18 protein-coding genes are annotated in these 18,115 nt (G+C 30.8%); 10 read left to right on the top strand and 8 right to left on the bottom strand.

What is annotated here, in order from left to right:
* Positions 1-53: 53 nt before the first annotated feature.
* The 5 genes from bamA to H3Z83_RS04885 form a co-directional block, all read right to left on the bottom strand.
* Complete coding sequence (gene bamA, locus H3Z83_RS04905; protein ID WP_182124341.1) at positions 54-2,627, bottom strand: outer membrane protein assembly factor BamA; 2,574 nt, start codon at positions 2,625-2,627, stop codon at positions 54-56.
* Positions 2,620-3,372 carry an isoprenyl transferase gene (locus tag H3Z83_RS04900; protein ID WP_182124340.1) on the bottom strand — a complete coding sequence of 251 codons (753 nt, stop codon included), beginning with the start codon at positions 3,370-3,372 and terminating at the stop codon, positions 2,620-2,622. Before H3Z83_RS04900 ends, bamA begins: the two co-directional genes overlap by 8 nt.
* Positions 3,373-3,375: 3 nt before the next feature.
* Complete coding sequence (gene porG, locus H3Z83_RS04895) at positions 3,376-4,056, bottom strand: type IX secretion system protein PorG (RefSeq protein WP_182124339.1); 681 nt, start codon at positions 4,054-4,056, stop codon at positions 3,376-3,378.
* Positions 4,057-4,158: 102 nt separating this feature from the next.
* Positions 4,159-5,055 carry an NAD kinase gene (locus tag H3Z83_RS04890; protein WP_182124338.1) on the bottom strand — a complete coding sequence of 299 codons (897 nt, stop codon included), beginning with the start codon at positions 5,053-5,055 and terminating at the stop codon, positions 4,159-4,161.
* Between the two features lie 32 nt (positions 5,056-5,087).
* The gene (locus H3Z83_RS04885; protein WP_182124337.1) at positions 5,088-5,747 is read right to left on the bottom strand and encodes a CBS domain-containing protein; all 660 of its coding nucleotides are present in this window, start codon (positions 5,745-5,747) and stop codon (positions 5,088-5,090) included.
* A gap of 59 nt (positions 5,748-5,806) precedes the next feature.
* Here H3Z83_RS04885 and H3Z83_RS04880 point away from each other — a divergent pair, with 59 nt between their 5' ends.
* Positions 5,807-6,520: a pyridoxine 5'-phosphate synthase gene (locus H3Z83_RS04880; RefSeq protein ID WP_182124336.1), complete on the top strand. Its 714-nt coding sequence runs from the start codon at positions 5,807-5,809 to the stop codon at positions 6,518-6,520.
* A 1-nt stretch (position 6,521) separates the two neighbouring features.
* Positions 6,522-7,292 carry an alpha/beta fold hydrolase gene (locus H3Z83_RS04875; RefSeq protein WP_182124335.1) on the top strand — a complete coding sequence of 257 codons (771 nt, stop codon included), beginning with the start codon at positions 6,522-6,524 and terminating at the stop codon, positions 7,290-7,292.
* Between the two features lie 2 nt (positions 7,293-7,294).
* Here the strand turns inward: H3Z83_RS04875 and H3Z83_RS04870 are convergent, their stop codons facing one another.
* Complete coding sequence (locus H3Z83_RS04870; protein ID WP_182124334.1) at positions 7,295-7,771, bottom strand: hypothetical protein; 477 nt, start codon at positions 7,769-7,771, stop codon at positions 7,295-7,297.
* Positions 7,772-7,913: 142 nt separating this feature from the next.
* Between H3Z83_RS04870 and H3Z83_RS04865 the strand changes: the two genes are divergently transcribed.
* The 4 genes from H3Z83_RS04865 to clpX all read left to right on the top strand — a co-directional run bounded on the left by H3Z83_RS04865 (position 7,914) and on the right by clpX (position 11,736).
* On the top strand, positions 7,914-8,261 hold the full coding sequence (locus H3Z83_RS04865) for a phage holin family protein (RefSeq protein ID WP_182124333.1): 348 nt from the start codon (positions 7,914-7,916) through the stop codon (positions 8,259-8,261).
* Between the two features lie 83 nt (positions 8,262-8,344).
* Positions 8,345-9,667, top strand: a complete 1,323-nt coding sequence (gene tig, locus H3Z83_RS04860) for a trigger factor (protein ID WP_182124332.1) — start codon at positions 8,345-8,347, stop codon at positions 9,665-9,667.
* 127 nt (positions 9,668-9,794) lie between these two features.
* Complete coding sequence (clpP, locus tag H3Z83_RS04855) at positions 9,795-10,454, top strand: ATP-dependent Clp endopeptidase proteolytic subunit ClpP (protein ID WP_182124331.1); 660 nt, start codon at positions 9,795-9,797, stop codon at positions 10,452-10,454.
* A gap of 43 nt (positions 10,455-10,497) precedes the next feature.
* Positions 10,498-11,736, top strand: coding sequence for an ATP-dependent Clp protease ATP-binding subunit ClpX (clpX, locus tag H3Z83_RS04850; RefSeq protein WP_182124330.1), 1,239 nt, complete (start codon positions 10,498-10,500; stop codon positions 11,734-11,736).
* A gap of 77 nt (positions 11,737-11,813) precedes the next feature.
* Here clpX and H3Z83_RS04845 read toward each other — a convergent pair whose 3' ends face one another.
* Positions 11,814-13,157, bottom strand: coding sequence for a leucine-rich repeat domain-containing protein (locus tag H3Z83_RS04845; protein WP_182124329.1), 1,344 nt, complete (start codon positions 13,155-13,157; stop codon positions 11,814-11,816).
* Positions 13,158-13,282: 125 nt separating this feature from the next.
* Between H3Z83_RS04845 and dnaG the strand changes: the two genes are divergently transcribed.
* The gene (gene dnaG / locus H3Z83_RS04840; RefSeq protein ID WP_182124328.1) at positions 13,283-15,289 is read left to right on the top strand and encodes a DNA primase; all 2,007 of its coding nucleotides are present in this window, start codon (positions 13,283-13,285) and stop codon (positions 15,287-15,289) included.
* Positions 15,290-15,506: 217 nt separating this feature from the next.
* Here dnaG and nadE read toward each other — a convergent pair whose 3' ends face one another.
* The gene (gene nadE / locus H3Z83_RS04835) at positions 15,507-16,295 is read right to left on the bottom strand and encodes an NAD(+) synthase (protein WP_182124327.1); all 789 of its coding nucleotides are present in this window, start codon (positions 16,293-16,295) and stop codon (positions 15,507-15,509) included.
* Between the two features lie 94 nt (positions 16,296-16,389).
* Here nadE and gldB point away from each other — a divergent pair, with 94 nt between their 5' ends.
* From gldB to H3Z83_RS04820, 3 genes are read left to right on the top strand one after another with little or no spacing between them, the layout of a single operon-like run.
* Positions 16,390-17,352 (top strand): gliding motility lipoprotein GldB, encoded by a 963-nt coding sequence (gene gldB / locus H3Z83_RS04830; protein WP_182124326.1) that lies wholly within the window; start codon positions 16,390-16,392, stop codon positions 17,350-17,352.
* On the top strand, positions 17,352-17,690 hold the full coding sequence (gldC, locus tag H3Z83_RS04825; RefSeq protein ID WP_182124325.1) for a gliding motility protein GldC: 339 nt from the start codon (positions 17,352-17,354) through the stop codon (positions 17,688-17,690). Before gldB ends, gldC begins: the two co-directional genes overlap by 1 nt.
* A complete protein-coding gene (locus H3Z83_RS04820) occupies positions 17,690-18,106 on the top strand; it encodes a hypothetical protein (RefSeq protein WP_182124324.1) in 417 nt (138 codons plus the stop codon). Before gldC ends, H3Z83_RS04820 begins: the two co-directional genes overlap by 1 nt.
* Positions 18,107-18,115 lie beyond the last annotated feature (9 nt).

The following is an 18,115-nucleotide window of genomic DNA, read 5'->3' as shown; positions in this document are numbered from 1 at the left end:
TGTGTTTAGAAAAAACCGTGCCAAAAAACCAGACACATTACAAATGTAAGGTTTTAGAACTGTCTTCCAATAATAAAATGTGTTTGCCAACCAGATTTTTCAGTTAATCCAGGTAAAGGATCGAAACCGTGTGCGAAATCAATACCTAATAAACCAAATGCGGGCATGAATATACGAACCCCTAATCCAGCTGAACGTTTTAATTGAAACGGGTTAAATTCGCTAAAATTGTTATATGAATTACCAGCTTCTAAAAATCCTAATGTATATATTGAAGCAGAAGGTTTATCAGTTATAGAATAACGTAATTCCATTTGAAATTTATTGTAAATAGCACCACCTTCGTTTTGACCATTTGGCCCCAAAGAAAGACTATTGTTCTCATAACCTCTTAAACCAATTACTTCACGACCATCTAATTGACCTTGCGCAATACCATCTCCACCTACAAAATATCTTTCAACGGGCGTTAATCCTAACTCACTGTTGTAAGAACCTAGATATCCCATTTCAAAATTAGACATTAAAACTAGTTTATTGTTTTGAGATAATGATGTATACCATTTTCCTTTAGCAGATAACTTATAGTATTCTAACCATTTGTATTTGTCAGCTAAAAAAGCTTGTCTTTGATCATTTGTTAGATTGTCAGGTTCTTTATAATCTTTCTCATTTACTAATGAATATGGAAAAGTTGCTTTTGCTCTAATTATAAATTCTGATCCATATGACGGAAAAATTAAACTAGGTCCAGAAGAGTTTCTACTTAAAGCTACTGTGTATGCTAAATTATTTAATGTTCCTTGGTTGATGATATCGTTAGATGAACCTACTCTATACCCATAATTTTGTAATTCGATACCTTGATAACTAATGTTTTGAGACAATGAGAAATAATCATCTGGCCAACTTAAACGTTTACCTAAACCAATTGATGCTCCAATAATACTTAGACTTTCATTTCTGTTTACCTTATTAGTTCGAAAATCAAAACGATATTGGCTTGATGAATAAATAGAAAAAGATAAGGATTGTGGTGTTTTTCCACCTAGCCACGGTTCAGTAAAAGAAAAGCTATAAGTGTTAAAAGTTCTACTAGCTTGTAATCGAAGCGAAAGACTTTGACCATCTCCCATAGGTAGAGGTTTGTAGGCATCTTTATTAAAAATATTTCTAATAGAAAAGTTATTAAAGGATAGTCCTAATGTACCAATAAATGATCCACCACCGTAGCCCCCTTGTAATTCGATTTGACTACCACCTTTTTCAACTACAGAAAAATCGATATCTGCTGTTTTATTCTGATAATCAGGTTTTACATCTGGAGTAACATTAGCGTCAAAGAAACCTAATTGTCCAATTTCACGAATAGATCGGATAATATTCTGACGGCTAAATAAATCACCTGGTTTTACACGTAGCTCTCTAAAAATAACATGGTCATTTGTTTTTTCATTACCAGAAACTGTAACTTTTTTAATTGTTGCTGGTTCGTCTTCACGAATACGAACTTCTACAGTAATAGAATCGTTTTTAACCTTTGTTTCAATTGCATTTACTTGAGAAAATAAATATCCATTATTGTGGTATAGAGTTTGAATATCTTGAGATGTTGGCGTTCCATCACCAGAGATACGTTCTTTTAATACTTTACCATTGTAGATGTCCCCTTTATCAATCCTTAATAAGTTATGTAGTTGCTCATCAGTATATTTCTTGTTACCTATAAAAAGGATATCATCAAAACGATATTGACTACCTTCTTCTAATTTGATATCTAAGTTTATAGTATTGTCATCATTCCAAGTAAGTTTATCAGATAAAATTCTAGCATCACGGTATCCTTTTTCACTATACATTTCAAGAATGCTTTCTAAATCGGCTTTGTAATCGTCTAAAATGTATTTTGATGATTTCCAAAAACGACCTAAAAATTTTCGCTTTGTGTTTTTCATAGCGCCACGTAAAGTGCTAGCTGGCATAGCTTTGTTTCCTATGAAGTTTATTTCTTTAATTTTAACACGATCTCCTTTGTCGATAAAAATATCCATATCAACAGTGTTTACATCAGAGGTATCTTTTTTGGTGTCTAAAGAAACCTTAGTTTTTAAAAAACCTTTGTCGGTGTATTTCTTTTTTATGTAGTTTCTTGTGGTTACAATTAGGTTGTCAGTAACCATTGTACCTTTTTTTAACTCTGTTTCTTTTTTTAATTCTTTAGATTTTGACTTACCTACTCCTGATATTTTAACAGTAGAAAGTTGAGGTAGCTCGTTAACATCAAATTGAAGGTAAACAGTATTTGCTTTCTCATCTAATTTAGAAATATAAACATCTACATCACTAAATTGCTTACTTTCATATAGTTTTTTAATAGCACTCGTAAGTTTGTCCCCTGGAAGTTTAATTGGTTGACCATTTACTAATCCAGTATAAATTCTAACAGTTTGCTCACTAAATTTTTGTAATCCAGTAACAGATATCCCTCCTAATATATATTCTTTTCCTTTTTCATAAGAAACAACACCATTTGTAGATGTGCTATCTTTAGGAGTTGTGTTTTGTGCTTGTGTACTTGCCGTTAAAAAGGCAATAAAAAATACTATTAAATACGAATATTTATTCATCGGTTTCAATCTGTTCACTAGTTTTTCCAAATCTTCTTTCTCTATTTTGATAATCAATTATTGCATCAAAAAGATGTTCTTTTCTAAAATCTGGCCATAATACATCTGTAAAATATAATTCGGCATAAGCCATTTGCCAGAGTAAGAAATTACTTATTCTTTGTTCCCCACTTGTACGTATCATAAAATCAACGTCGGGCAAATTAAATGTATATAAATGGTTATTTATAATTTTTTCGTCTATTTTTTCAATATCTAAATTGTTATTAACAACTTTTTTAGATATGTTTTTGATTGCATTAACAATTTCTTCACGCGCGCCATAACTTAATGCGAAGGTTAATGTAATTGTAGTATTGTTTTTTGTAGCTTCAATTACTTCGGTTAAAGTTTTCTGCGCTTTTTTTGGTAGTTGTTCAATAGCACCAATACTGTTTATCTTTATTCCGTTTTTTTGAAACCCAGAAAGTTCTTTTTTTAATGAGGTAATTAACAATGTCATTAAAGCATCAACTTCTAATTTTGGGCGATTCCAATTTTCAGTAGAAAAAGCGTAAAGCGTAATAAATTTTGTTCCAATATCAGAAGCGCCAGCAACAGCTTCTCTAACAGCTGTTAATGCGTTTTTGTGACCAAAAACTCGCTGCATTCCTTTGTTTTTAGCCCATCTACCATTACCATCCATTATAATGGCAATATGATTTGGGACTTTCTGTAAGTTAATGCTTTGTAGTTTTTTATCCATGATTTATTCTGCTAGTCCTTTAAAACAAGGTGGTCTTCCAAATGAATATACTATCGAAACACCAGTAAAAACATACCAGTCGTTTCCGTTTCCCCCAAAATCATAAACATTAACTTTATTTGTAGTAAAATCAATATCGTCAACTAAAGTAAATCGAACTGCAGATTCAAATGCAATTGCAAGGTGGTCATCTAAACGTCCTTTAATTCCTATTCCTACAGGTAAAGAATAAGAGAATTTGTTTTTTAAACGAATGGTATTTCCTATTACTTCACTTGGACTAGCGTAATTGAATGTAGCAACTTCAGCCAAAATATATGGTGTAAAAGTAGTTTTATAATTGCTGATGTTGTAGTCGAAAAAATTAACTTCAACACCTAATGCAAATTCGTGTATGTTGTTTTTAAATTTAAATCTTCTGTTGTTTCTAAAAAGGTTTTCAGCATCTAAATCGTTCGCAGAAACAGGAATATAAGTATAAGTTCCTCTTAATGCTATTCTTGGATTTAAATTGTATTTATATATTAGTCCACCAGCAAGTTCGTTTGGATAAACATAATTTGTTCTACCAATATCTCCGACATAGTTAGATCCCCCGGCAAAAAAACCAATTTCATGGGTTTGCGATTGAATTGTAATTGCTGTAATAGCAAATAATATGGATAGAAAAAGTTTTCTCATCATAAAAATAGCGTGCAAATATAGGGAAATCAATTTGCTTTAAAAAGTTAATAATCTGTCTTTTTGATTAACTTTTTTTTTAATGTTTTATTGTAATAGACTTAATTATAAAGACTCATTTCGAGTATCTTCTCCCCATAAAAGTTTGCTTCTTAGTGTTTTTAAATAAGATTGGTTTTTTAATAAAACACTCTTTATTTTAAAAGGAGCTTTTTTAATTCTGATTTTTGTTTCTAATGGTACAGTAGTAATTCGAGAATCTAACGAGATTAAAAAATCATTTTCACGGGCACTAACTTCTAGTTGAATTGAAGTGTTGTCAGGAATCATCATTGGTCTTGCATTCAGATTGTGCGGAGCAATTGGTGTAATGACAAAACTTTTTGAATCTGGTAAAATCACTGGGCCATCACAACTTAATGAATATCCTGTTGAACCAGTTGGGGTAGCGATGATTAATCCATCAGCCCAATAATTGGTTAAATATTCGTTGTTTAAATATGTTTTTACACCAATCATAGATGTGGTGTTTCTTCTTGCAATTGTAATTTCGTTTAAAGCAAAATTAAGTTCAGAAAACTCTTGAGCTTTTGGAGTTGTTTCTATCTGTAGTAAAGATCTTTCTTGAATAGAAAACTCTTTTTTTAATAATAAAGAAACAGCTTCTTTAATTTCTTCTTTTTGTACGGTTGCTAGAAACCCTAATCTACCAGTGTTAATTCCTAGCATCGGAATGTTTAAATCACGCACATAGGTTACTGCTCTTAAGAAAGTCCCATCACCACCTATAGTAAATAAGACGTCAAATGAATTAGATAAATCGTTGAAATGAGAATACGTCGGGTATTTTTTTTCTAAAGAATTATTCTCTTTTAATAAATCGTAAAACTCTTTTTCAAAAAAAACAACAATATTATTTTTTTCTAAAGCTGATAATAAAATTTTAATTTCCTTTTCAGCAGAAATGGTATAAGCTTGTCCGTATATAGCTACTTTTTTCACTTTTATAATGTTTGGTTGAAGTAATGTAAAGATTACATGTCTAGGTATTTTCTTAAATATTCAGCTCTATCTTTAAGTTCCTCTAAATAGAAATCATCTTCATGTTGGGTGATAACATTATAGTCGTATCTTCTAAAAGTTTGGATTATTTCATTTATCTCTTCAGAAATAATTTTTAATGTTACGTGAATGCTATCTTGATTTTCAGAAGAAATATAAAAACCTAAAAGTTTTCCGTTGTTAGTTTCTACTATTTGGGCTATTTGCCCCATAGAGTAATCATTCTTGCTTTTGGTAATAATTAACGTGTCACTTTCGTTGTGTAAAAAAGGACTGTCGGCAAAAGCATCAAGTATGTCGCTTAATTCATAATAGCCTATATAGTTTTTATTCTTATCTAAGACAGGAATTAAGTTACAATCGTTATCAGCAAATAATACGATTAAATCTAATAGAGTTGCTTTCTCATTTGTAAAAAAATGATCTAATAAATAAGAGTATTCACTAAGTTCACGATTCTTGTTCTCAATCGTTTGGATATCACTTTCAGGAATGCAGCCAATCAACTTCCCATTCTCAACAATAGGAATATGAGTAATTGGTAAGTTTTCACACAGTTTTTGAGCACTCTTAACAGTACTTTTTAAAGTAAGTGCTTTAATTTCTTTTAGTATAAAATCGTTGACATTCATTATTACGAATATAGGTTAAAATGTTTTAATGATTTACCTTTGTAGTCTAATTTTATGAGATGACAAAGTTAAGCGTAAATATTAATAAAATTGCAACATTGCGTAATTCTCGTGGCGGAGATGTGCCTAATTTATTACAGGTAGCAAAAGATATTCAAGAATTCGGAGCAGAAGGAATTACCATTCATCCAAGACCAGATGAACGTCATATTCGTTATCAAGATGCGTATGATTTAAAACCAATTGTAACTACGGAATACAATATTGAAGGAAACCCGATAGATAAATTTACTCAAATGGTTTTAGAAATAAAACCAACACAAGTAACTTTGGTTCCAGATAGTGTAGATCAGTTAACATCTAATGCGGGTTGGGATACAATTAAACATCAATCTTATTTACAGGAGGTAATTGCTGAATTTAAAAATGCAGGAATTAGAACTTCAATTTTTATTGATACAGATTTAAAATTAATCGAAGCAGCTGCAAAAACAGGAGCGGATAGAATAGAGTTGTACACCGAAGAGTTTGCAACTCAATTTGAAAAAGGAAATAAAGCTGGTGTAAAACCATATGCTGATGCTGCTATTTTAGCGCACGATTTAGGTTTAGGTATTAATGCAGGTCATGATTTGAGTTTAGATAATATCAAGTTTTTTAAAGAGAGTATTCCAAATTTGGCAGAGGTTTCTATCGGACATGCGCTAATTTCTGAGTCTTTATATTTAGGATTAGAGAATGTAGTGAATATGTATTTACATCGACTACAGTAATATGGAAATATTGCATTCTAGAATAGTAGGAGAGGGTAAGCCTTTGTTAATTCTTCATGGTTATTTTGGTATGGGAGATAATTGGAAATCTCATGCCAACAAGCTTGCTGAAGATGGTTTTCAAGTGCATTTGATAGATCAACGTAATCATGGGCGTAGTTTTCATTCTGATGAGTTTAACTACGAGTTGTTGGTTGAAGATTTATATAATTATATACAATATCATAGTTTAGAAAGAGTTGATTTATTAGGGCATTCAATGGGAGGGAAGACAGTAATGCTATTCGCTGTGGAATACCCTGAATTGGTAAATAAATTAATAGTTGCTGATATTTCACCAAGAATGTATCCTCCACATCATCACGATATTTTAGATGCATTAAATTCGGTTGATTTTACTGTGCAAAATTCAAGAAAATTGATTGATGAAAAGTTGTCTGAGCTAATTCCTGAAGTTGGTGTGCGACAGTTTTTATTAAAGAGTGTGTATCGTAAAACTAAAGATGAGTTAGGATATCGTTTTAATTTAAACTCTTTAACTGAAAACAACAACGAAGTTGGCGTTGCGCTACCATCGTTTACAGTTTTTGGAGGTGGAACTTTATTTTTAAAAGGTGAGAACTCAGGGTATATTTCTAAAGATGAAGAGCCAATTATCAATGCACACTTCCCAAATTCTACAATAAAAACAATAGTCAATGCAGGGCATTGGCTACATGCTGAAAATCCTAAAGATTTTTATGAGACTTTGGTAGGGTTTTTAGTTTTATGAAATTAGTTCATTAAAAAAAACAGATTTCCTATTAGTAATATTTGAAGAATGAAAATTAGGTTTTCTATTTTCCATTTGAATTTTTGACTTCCTAAAATAATTAATATTATAAATGCTGGCATAATTAATCCAGAGAACAATCGTAATGAGTGTAGGTTTTTGTTGGATTTGTTAGTGAAATGGCTATTTACTTCTTGAAATATAGGAGAAATAACATAGCTAATGGTTTGATTTTTTTTTACACTTTTTGCAAAGTTGGTGGTTGTTGTAAAGTTGTGCTTGTGGGTAAATATTCTATAAGAACTATGTGAGTTTCCACCTGCATTATAATATTGCTGCTTTTCTCTTTTTATATCAATAATTGTTTCGTTGTACGGTGTTCCAGGGTAAAAGAAATCAATTAAAATTATTATTGAAAATAGAAAGGTTAATTTATAGCCTAATTCTTTAAGTTTCCCTTTTTTTAGTTGATATCTCATTTTGTTTGAGGTTTATCTATAAGTAGTTGAAAAATATTTTTTGTTACATATTGTATATGTTTACTTAGTTAAAATCTGCCAAAATTTCAGTGTTTCTCATTTGGTATGGTTATCGCTTTAGTATTTGTAAAAAAACAAATACATGAAAATATTTTTAAAAATACTATTAACCGCTGTAGCAGTTATGGTATTGGCTCATATAATTCCAGGAGTATTAGTAACAAATTATGTAACTGCAGTTTTAGTAGCGATAACCATATCGTTGTTAAATATGTTTGTGCGTCCGTTATTAGTGTTTTTTACGTTGCCAGCAACCATTGTAACATTAGGTTTATTCCTGTTTGTAATTAATGCTATAATTATATTATTGGCAGGTAAGTTGGTTGCAGGATTTGCAGTGAGCGGATTTTTTACAGCGCTATTATTTAGTGTGTTATTATCCATATTTAGGTCATTCCTATTTTCGCTATTAAAAGAAGAGAAAAAATAACTGAAAACGAAAGAGTTAAACCTTTTGCAGAATAGTAAAAATTAACTAATTTTGCACCCGATTTTAAAGAAACAGATTTTAAGATGAATATTACAAAAGAAAACGTAGATGCGTTAAACGCAGTTGTAAAAGTTGATATCGTTGCTGAAGATTATCAAGATAAAGTAACTAAAGTATTAAACGATTACCGTAAAACAGCGAACATCCCAGGATTTAGAAAAGGTCAAGTACCAATGGGAATGGTTAAGAAGCAATACGGAAAATCAATAATGATTGATGAAGTAAACAAGCTTTTACAAGAATCGTTAAATAAGTACTTAGTTGAAGAAAAGTTAGATATTTTAGGTAATCCGTTACCAAGAGTACAAGACGATTTTAACTGGGATGCTGATAAATTTTCTTTTGAGTTCGAATTAGGATTAGCTCCTGAGTTCGATGTAAACTTAAAGCCTAAGAAAAAAGTAATGCAGTACAACATTGTTGCTACTGATGAATTATTAGAAAAAGAGGTTGAGAACATCCAAACTCGTTACGGTAAAATGTTAACTAAAGATGCAGCTACTGAAGAAGCAAACATTACAGGTACATTCGTAAACGAAGCAGAAGAAATCAACAAGAAATCTACAATTTCTGTAAAAGATATTAAAGGAAAAACAAACTTAAAAAAGTTTGTTGGTGCTAAAGTAGGAGATGTTTTAGAATTAAAAACTAAAAACTTATTTGAAGATGAGCATAAATTACAAGGAGCTTTAGGTGTAGATCATGATGCTGTTCATGGGTTAGATGTTCCTGTAACTTTAACGATCGAAGAAATTACTGAAACTGAACCAGCTGAGTTAGATAAAGAATTATTTGACAAGTTATTTGCTGATGGAAGTGTAAGTACTGTAACAGAATTAAAAGATAAAATTAAAGAAGATGCTGAAAAGCAATTTCAACAACAAGCAGATCAGCAATTATTAAATGCAATTACTGAGAACTTAGTTGATAATACAAAGTTTGATTTACCTTCAGAATTTTTACAAAAGTGGTTGCAAACTGCTGGTGAAAAGCAATTAACTACTGAAGAGGCAGCTGCAGAATACGAAAAGTCTGAAAAAGGATTGCGTTACCAATTAATCGAAGGAAAGATTATGAAAGATAACGATATCAAATTAGACTATGCTGAATTAGTAGACTATGCAAAAGGATTTATCCGTTCGCAAATGGCTCAGTTTGGTAACATGAATCCAGAAGAAAAAGAGTTAGATGATATTGCTGGTAGAATCTTACAAAATCAAGATGAAGCTCAAAAGTTACAAGCACAATTAATTTCTCAAAAATTATTAGCTTTTTATAAAGAGAATATGAGTTTTGATTCGAAAGAAGTTTCTTACGAAGATTTCATTAAAGAAGTATATAAATAACAGTTTTTAACTGATTTAATATTAAAAACCTGAATGAGAATTCAGGTTTTTTTAGCCTTATACTGTAACAAAATATTAACTTAATAGTTCTTATATTTACATCTTATAACCCAAAAACATTTTTAGAATGGATTACGGAAAAGAATTCGAAAAATACGCAACTAAGCACCAAGGAATAAATAGTACATATTTAGGCAAAATAACAAGTAGTTTAACGCCATATATTATGGAAGAACGTCAGATGAACATTACTCAAATGGATGTTTTTTCTCGTTTAATGATGGATAGAATTATTTTTTTAGGTACTGGTGTTAACGATCAGGTGGCTAATGTAATTCAAGCTCAGTTATTATTTTTAGAAAGTATAGATGCGAGTAAAGATATTTCAATCTATATCAACTCACCAGGAGGTGGAGTATATGCAGGTTTAGGTATTTACGATACGATGCAATTTATTAAGCCAGATGTAGCTACAATTTGTACAGGTATGGCAGCTTCTATGGGAGCAGTTTTAATGTGTGCAGGAGCAAAAGGAAAACGTTCTGCTTTGCCACATTCACGTATTATGATTCATCAACCAATGGGAGGGGCACAAGGACAAGCTTCTGATATGGAAATTACTGTGAAAGAAATCGGAAAATTAAAAACTGAATTATATAATATTATTTCAGAACATTCTGGGCAATCTTTTGAAAAAGTACAAGAAGATTCTGATAGAGATTATTGGATGAAAGCTGACGAGGCAAAAACCTACGGAATGGTAGATGAAATTTTAACTAGAAAATAGATTAACAACTAATAGTAAATGCTATTGGTAATAAGCTGATAAGATGTCGAAAGAAGAAAACTTACAATGTTCCTTTTGTGGGCGTAAAAAACCAGAAACCGATTTATTAATCGCTGGTATGGATGCGCACATTTGCGATAAATGTATTGAGCAAGCTCATGGAATTGTTGAAGAAGAAATAGCTGAAGCTAAAACAGGTGGGTTGTCTAAAGACTTAACCTTAAAAAAGCCTAGAGAAATTAAAGGTTTTTTAGATCAATACATCATAGGGCAAGATCCAACTAAGAAAGCAATGTCTGTTGCAGTGTATAATCACTATAAAAGGTTATTGCAATCTAAAGACGATGCTGATGAGGTTGAGATTGAAAAATCGAATATTGTTTTAGTAGGAGAAACAGGTACAGGAAAAACATTGGTAGCGCGTACAATTGCGAAAATGTTAAATGTTCCATTTTCTATAGTTGATGCAACAGTATTAACTCAGGCTGGTTATGTAGGTGAAGATGTTGAAAGTATTTTAAGCCGTTTATTACAAGCAGCCGATTATGATGTTGAAAAAGCGCAACAAGGAATCATTTTTATTGATGAGATTGATAAGATAGCTCGTAAAGGTGATAACCCATCAATTACACGAGATGTATCGGGAGAAGGTGTTCAGCAGGCTTTATTAAAGTTATTAGAAGGTACGGTGGTAAATGTAGCTCCTAAAGGAGGAAGAAAGCATCCAGATCAAAAATTTATTGAAGTTGATACTAAAGATATTTTATTCATTGCAGGAGGAGCTTTTTCTGGTATTGATAGAATTATCAGTAAGCGTTTAAATATGCAAGCTGTTGGATATAGTGCATCGATAGATGAAGATAAAATTGATGAGGATAACTTATTACAGTACATTATTCCTTCTGATTTAAAATCTTTTGGTTTAATTCCTGAAATTATTGGGCGTTTACCAGTGTTAAGTTATATGAACCCGTTAGACGCTAAAACATTAAGAGCAATTTTAACGGAGCCTAAGAATTCAATCATTAAACAGTATACAAAATTGTTTGCAATGGATGATGTTGAATTTTTTATGACAGAAGAAGCATTGCTATACATTGTAGAGAAAGCAGTAGAATATAAGTTAGGAGCTCGTGGATTAAGATCATTATGCGAAGCTATTTTAACAGATGCAATGTTCGATATGCCTAGTTCTGATGAAAAGGAATTTAAGGTAACTAAAGAATATGCTGAAGCTAAATTAACAAAGTCAGCTTTAAAGAAATTAAGAGCGGCTTCTTAAAACTTTAAAAGAGTATAAAATTAAAAGACCACATTTTTATTAAAATGTGGTCTTTTTTTATTGTCATAAAATAGTTCTTATAAAGTTTTTACTTTACTATGTTTTTTTACCCATTCATTAAGTTGAGTAGCAGTTAGGTTATATTTTTGCTGTATTTCTCTTTTCTTATTCTGTATATAGGTGGCGTTTAAAACTAAAAACTCATATTCTTCAACCACAGATTTTTTAAATTTATCATAGAAACTTTTTGTGGTTTCTGCAGAGTTATTTGTTTTAGCTTTTAAAGAATGATTCCCAAAAGAATTTATCCATTTTGTAAAATCTTCAGGTTTTAAATTATATTTTTTCTGAATTATTTCTTTTTTACTTTGTAAATGAGCTGAATTTAAAACTAATTCCTCATACTCTTCTACTGCGGATTTTTTAAATTTCAATAAGAAAGTTGCTGTGTTTCTTGCAGGGGGTACTGTATTAGCGTCTCTATTATTTACTTTTAAATTAGAGTATTTGGCAATCCATTTGTTTAGTTGGTCAGGATTTAAATTGTATTTCTTTTGTAACTCCTCTTTTTTACTTTGTAAATGAGCAGCATTTAAAACTGATTTATCATATTCAGTAATAACAGAAAGTTGAAACTTTTGAAAATAATTAGCAGCAGAGTCATTTGATTGATTGTTTGTTACAGGAGTAGATTGAGCAACTATAGTTTGTTGTGTAGCAGGAGTTGTTTCTTTTTTTATTTCTTGTACAGTAGGATTATTGTTAGTGCTTGAATTGTCTGATGATAAAGTATTACTGTATTTAGTACTTACGTCTTTATACCATCCTTCAGGAGTATTCGAAAGTTGTTCGTTACTAACAATAATTGTATTTAATTTATTTCCGGTAGTATCAAAACTTTCAAGATTTGAACAACCTTCTACGTTTAAAGAGGTTAGCTTGTTTGAACTACAATACAAACTTTCAAGATTAGGGTTATCTCCTAAAATTAAAGTATGCAATTTGTTACTATCACAACTTACGTAGTTTAATTCCTTATTATTACTAAGGTCTAAAGATTCAATTTTATTGTCACTACAATTCAAAAAAGTAATAGATGTACTTTTAGATAAATCAATTTTGGTGATATTATTTCCGTAGCAATCTATCCTTTTTAAGTTTGGAAAATGTTCAAGTCCAGTTAAATCTTTAACTTTCGAATGTACATTTGGAAGCAGTTTGTTGGTAATCGGGTCGTTTATATTTAAGTTAACCACATATTTAGCATCACTTACTAAAATACTTCCGTTTAGACCGTTAGAATCAATACCTAAATCAATCAAACATTCTTCTAAGCCGATATCAGGAATAGTAATGGTTTCTTGACTATTTATATTAACAGCAAAAAGTAGTGTAAAACAAAGGGATATAAATATTTTCATAATAGGGGAATTTGTGCCAAAAGTATATATTTATATGTTTTTAACAAATTAAATATGTTAAGACTTCGCTTTTTAAGGAGAGAATAGCTAAAACTAGTATATTTGTTAGTTGTATTTTAAGAATTATGATAACCCAACAAACCATAGAGAGAGTTTTTGAAGCTGCACGAGTAGAAGAGGTGATAGGTGAGTTTGTACAGCTCAAAAAATCAGGAAGTAGTTTTAAAGGATTGAGTCCGTTTACAGATGAAAGAACTCCGTCTTTTATGGTGTCTCCCGTAAAGCAAATATGGAAAGATTTTAGTACAGGGAAAGGGGGAAATGCAGTTTCATTTTTAATGGAACATGAACATTATACCTATCCAGAAGCTATAAAGTGGCTAGCAAAAAAATACAATATTGAGATAGAGGAAACCGAACAGTCTGACGAGCAAAAGCAACAGATGAACGAGCGAGAAAGTATGTTCTTGGTTTCTAAATTTGCGAAAGATTATTTTCATGATGTGTTGATGAATTCTCAGAATGGAAGAGCTATTGGTTTGTCATATTTTAAAGAAAGAGGATTTCGTGAAGAGGTTATAGAAAAATTCGATTTAGGATATTGTAAAGACGAATGGGATAATTTTACCAATGCAGCTTTAGATAAAGGATACGATTTAAAGTACTTGAAATCTACAGGTTTAACCATTGTAAAAGAAGGCGGTCCAAAAATTAGAAAGTTCGATCGTTTTAAGGGACGTGTTATGTTTCCGATACATAGTATGTCTGGGCGTATTTTAGGTTTTGGAGGTAGAATTCTTACAAACGATAAAAAAGCAGCCAAATATTTAAATTCTCCTGAGAGTGATATTTACCATAAGAGTAAAATTTTATACGGAATTTATCACGCGAAAAAGGAAATTGCGAAACAAGACAATTGTTTTTTAGTTGAAGGATATACTGATGTTATTTCGTTTTATCAATCTGGTGTAGAAAATGTGGTTGCTTCTTCTGGTACCGCATTAACTTCCGATCAAATTCGTTTGGTAAATCGGTTAACTAAAAATATTACTGTTTTATTTGATGGTGATGCTGCAGGAATTAGAGCCTCAATTCGAGGGATTGATTTAATTCTTGAGCAAGGAATGAACGTGAAAGTAGTTTCTTTTCCCGAGGGTGAAGATCCGGATAGTTTTGCAAAATCACATTCTAGTGCAGAATTAAAACAGTATTTAGAAGATAAAGCGCAAGATTTTATTGAGTTTAAAGTGTCTTTATTAATGAAAGATGCAGCGAATGACCCTGTTAAAAAAGCAGGTTTAATTCGTGATATAGTTACGAGTATATCTAAAATACCAGATGGAATTCAACGAGAAGTATATGTGCAAGAGTGTGCACGTATTATGGATATTTCCGAACGTGTTTTATTTAGCGAGCTTGCTCAATTAATTAGTAAAGGCTTAAGTAAGTCGAATTCTAAAAAAAGTAGCTCATCACAAGACCCTAATCAACCACCGCCAGAATATTTTCAGGAACAAGCGGGAATGATGCCTGTAAAAGGAGGTGGTAAGAGACATCAAAAGATAGATCAATTAAACATTCTTGAAAAAGAAATTATACGAATATTATTATTGTATGGTAATGAGGTAGTAGATTTTGTAAATTGGGTAGATGGTGTAGATGAAAAAGGGAGACCAGTAATGGAGAAAGAAGAGTATCAAAATACAGTTTCCAATGAGCTGTATTTAAACTTACAAGAAGATGAAATTGAATTTACAGATGAGGTTTTTAAATTGACTTATTACGAGTTAATCCATCAATTAAATCAAGAAGAAAAGATTTCTATCGATCAATTAATAATGCACGAAAATCAAAGTATTTCTAACTTAGTAACCAATATTTTAATGGATGAAGAAAAATATTCGTTAAGTGATTGGGAGAGAAAAGAGGTTTTTGTTACTGAGACTAATAAGATACTTCCAAAATTAGTTTCTGATGCAGTTTTAAACCTTCGAAGAGTATTGATTGAAGAGAAAATAAAAGAAATTTTAAAAGCTGTTCAAGATAAAAATGCTGATTTAGATTTAGAAGAGATTACCAATTATACAGGGTTGAAAACCAGGCTTTTCGAAAAGTTAAATCGAGTGATTTAATATTATTGAATTGTAAAATAACTAATAGTTTTTCATATATCTCGTGACTTTTTTGTAACTTAGGTGTCCGAAAAAGAAAGAAAAACAGTGAGTTATGAAAAAAATGCTACAAATCTTAGAGCTATTTAGGCTACTTATATTGCTACCTATTAATATTACAAACGGACATAAGAAGCGTGCTTACCAGAAAATTAAGAGACAAATGATGTCTGTTAATTTACTTTAACTCACCAGGAATTTCACAAACAGGAATTGGATTCATTTTATGCTGATTAATTCGGTTAAGATGTGAGTATATTTTAAATACATCTAGTTCTCTACCAGAAAAATCATCATTAGATTTTCCTTGGTCTTGCATAACCATAGCCCACTCTAGCTCATCATAAGAAGCACCTATTTGATCTTCATCAGTTCTACTATCACCAAATAAACCATCAGTTGGTTGTGCTTTTTGGATGGATTTTGGAACTTCTAAATACTCACCAAGAGCAAATACTTCGGATTTTACTAAATCTGCAATAGGACTTAAATCAACACCACCATCACCGTATTTAGTATAAAAACCAACTCCAAAATCCTCTACTTTATTTCCAGTACCGGCTACTAATAAGCCTTGTAATCCAGCAAAATAATATAGGGTAGTCATTCGTAAACGAGCTCTTGTGTTTGCTAATGCTAAAGCAGTCTTAGGTGAGTCTTCCACTTCTGGAACTACATTTTTAAAATCTTCGAAAGTTGAAGTTAAATTTACCTCTACTTCACTCACATTACTAAATCGCTCTCTTAATTGTTTAATATGTTCATTGGCTCTGTTTACTTGACTAGCTGCCTGATGAATTGGTAATTCAACACATAAAGTAGGTAAGCCAGTTTTAGCACATAGTGTTGAAGTGACAGCACTATCAATTCCACCAGAAACACCTACCACAAAACCATTTACTTTAGCATTCATAGCATAGTCTTTTAACCATTGTACAATGTGTTCTGCAACTTTAGGAGTATTCATAATTAGTAAGATTTATAGGTGTTAATATCTAATTGATATAAACTATTTTAGTAATTTCGACGTTGTAATTTTGAATGTAAATATACTAAAGTTCATGAGAAAAATTTTAGCACTTTGTGTTTTAGTTTCCGTATTAGTTTCTTGTAAAAATGAAAAAGAATCTGCTTTAAAAGTTGATGTATCTAGTATTCAGTCTGATGTAAATATTGATAGGTTCGACGTTGATTTTTATACAACATCAGAAGAAGGTCTAGAGAAAGTTAAAAAGAAATATCCTGTTTTATTTCCAAACCAACCAGATAGTGTTTGGATTAATAAGATAAATAATAAAGATGAACGTGAGTTATTTAACGAAACTCAAAAAGTATACAAAGATGTTAGTGTTTTAGCATCAGAAATTAATTCACTTTTTAAACATATAAAATATTACAATCCAAAGTTTAAAAATCCTAGAGTAATAACAATGCTAACAAATATTGATTATGATAATAGAATTGTATATGCTGATAGTTTACTGTTGATTTCTTTAGATGCATATTTAGGTAAGAAACACGAATTTTATAATGATTACCCAGCATATGTTAAACAGAATAATGAGAAAGAACACATTGTTGTAGATGTTGCTAAAACAATTGTTAATACTCAAGTTATACCTAGTATAGCAAGAAGTTTTATTGATAAAATGATTTATAAAGGCAAAAAGATGTATGTGTTAGATGCTTATTTGCCTACTGTGTCTGATAAAGAAAAAATAGGATTTTCTGACGTTAAATTTAATTGGGCAAAAGATAATGAAGAGCAAATTTGGAAACACTTTATAAGTAAAGATTATTTGTATAGCACCAATAAAGAGTTAGATAAACGGTTTTTAGATATCGCTCCTTTTTCAAAATTTTATTTAGATCAAGATAATCAATCTCCTGGACGAATTGGTGAGTGGGTTGGATGGCAAATTGTACGTTCGTATATGCAAAAGAATGATGTATCTTTGCACGAATTATTACGAACAAGCGAAGAGGAAATCTTCAAAAAATCAAGATATAAACCCAAAAAATAATGGCGGTAGAGCATACATCAAAAATTACATTTACTGTAGGATTAGACGAAAATAAAATTCCTGAAGAAATTTCTTGGAATGCTGAAGATGGTGGAATTAAAGACGAAGCTTCTAAAGCAATAATGTTATCAGTTTGGGACCATAAAAAGAAAGATACATTACGTATGGATCTATGGACAAAAGATATGCCGGTTGATGAGATGAAACAATTCTTTCATCAAACATTAGTATCAATGGCTGGTTCTTTTCAAAGAGCAACAAATGATGAAAAAATGAGTGCAACAATGCGCGATTTTTGTGATTATTTTGCAGAGAAACTAGAATTAGTAAAAAAATAATGTATTCTGAAGAAGAAGTAGAAAAGCAAGATAAAATTATTGAAAAAAAATTATGGGTAGTTTTAATGCCTATTTTAATAATTACTGTAATTGCTTTATCCTATAAAACAGATTCTTTAAAATATAAAAAGAGAATTTATTTTCAAGCTAAAGAAGTTTCATATTCAGGAATTATTATAAGTAAGAAAATAGATAAATTATTCGGAGAGCCAACTCATAGAACTCCTAGAATTATAACATTAAATTCTAATTACGAAAGAAGTGTCTTACCTAGTATCTATGATAGACTGAAAATTGGAGATTCAATTATTAAAAATAAAGGGTCAGACTCTGTTTATTATTATAGAAATAAAAGAGTGATTTTGATTGACGATGAATTAAAATATTTACGAGAAAGTTCTTTAGTAAAGAAATAAAAAAGAGCA

The organism is Tenacibaculum pelagium, from assembly GCF_014062345.1.
GTDB lineage: Bacteria > Bacteroidota > Bacteroidia > Flavobacteriales > Flavobacteriaceae > Polaribacter > Polaribacter pelagius.
This window is presented reverse-complemented; position numbering and strand designations above follow the sequence as displayed.

What these genes read in the sequence shown, in the direction of transcription:
- H3Z83_RS04875 (WP_182124335.1), top strand. Translation starts at nt 6,522, where the DNA reads ATGGAAATATTGCATTCTAGAATAGTAGGAGAGGGTAAGCCTTTGTTA.
- bamA (WP_182124341.1), bottom strand. Translation starts at nt 2,627, where the DNA reads ATGAATAAATATTCGTATTTAATAGTATTTTTTATTGCCTTTTTAACG.
- H3Z83_RS04885 (WP_182124337.1), bottom strand. Translation starts at nt 5,747, where the DNA reads ATGAATGTCAACGATTTTATACTAAAAGAAATTAAAGCACTTACTTTA.
- clpX (WP_182124330.1), top strand. Translation starts at nt 10,498, where the DNA reads ATGTCGAAAGAAGAAAACTTACAATGTTCCTTTTGTGGGCGTAAAAAA.
- H3Z83_RS04845 (WP_182124329.1), bottom strand. Translation starts at nt 13,157, where the DNA reads ATGAAAATATTTATATCCCTTTGTTTTACACTACTTTTTGCTGTTAAT.
- gldC (WP_182124325.1), top strand. Translation starts at nt 17,352, where the DNA reads ATGGCGGTAGAGCATACATCAAAAATTACATTTACTGTAGGATTAGAC.
- porG (WP_182124339.1), bottom strand. Translation starts at nt 4,056, where the DNA reads ATGATGAGAAAACTTTTTCTATCCATATTATTTGCTATTACAGCAATT.
- gldB (WP_182124326.1), top strand. Translation starts at nt 16,390, where the DNA reads ATGAGAAAAATTTTAGCACTTTGTGTTTTAGTTTCCGTATTAGTTTCT.
- tig (WP_182124332.1), top strand. Translation starts at nt 8,345, where the DNA reads ATGAATATTACAAAAGAAAACGTAGATGCGTTAAACGCAGTTGTAAAA.
- H3Z83_RS04900 (WP_182124340.1), bottom strand. Translation starts at nt 3,372, where the DNA reads ATGGATAAAAAACTACAAAGCATTAACTTACAGAAAGTCCCAAATCAT.
- dnaG (WP_182124328.1), top strand. Translation starts at nt 13,283, where the DNA reads ATGATAACCCAACAAACCATAGAGAGAGTTTTTGAAGCTGCACGAGTA.
- H3Z83_RS04880 (WP_182124336.1), top strand. Translation starts at nt 5,807, where the DNA reads ATGACAAAGTTAAGCGTAAATATTAATAAAATTGCAACATTGCGTAAT.
- clpP (WP_182124331.1), top strand. Translation starts at nt 9,795, where the DNA reads ATGGATTACGGAAAAGAATTCGAAAAATACGCAACTAAGCACCAAGGA.
- H3Z83_RS04870 (WP_182124334.1), bottom strand. Translation starts at nt 7,771, where the DNA reads ATGAGATATCAACTAAAAAAAGGGAAACTTAAAGAATTAGGCTATAAA.
- H3Z83_RS04865 (WP_182124333.1), top strand. Translation starts at nt 7,914, where the DNA reads ATGAAAATATTTTTAAAAATACTATTAACCGCTGTAGCAGTTATGGTA.
- H3Z83_RS04820 (WP_182124324.1), top strand. Translation starts at nt 17,690, where the DNA reads ATGTATTCTGAAGAAGAAGTAGAAAAGCAAGATAAAATTATTGAAAAA.
- nadE (WP_182124327.1), bottom strand. Translation starts at nt 16,295, where the DNA reads ATGAATACTCCTAAAGTTGCAGAACACATTGTACAATGGTTAAAAGAC.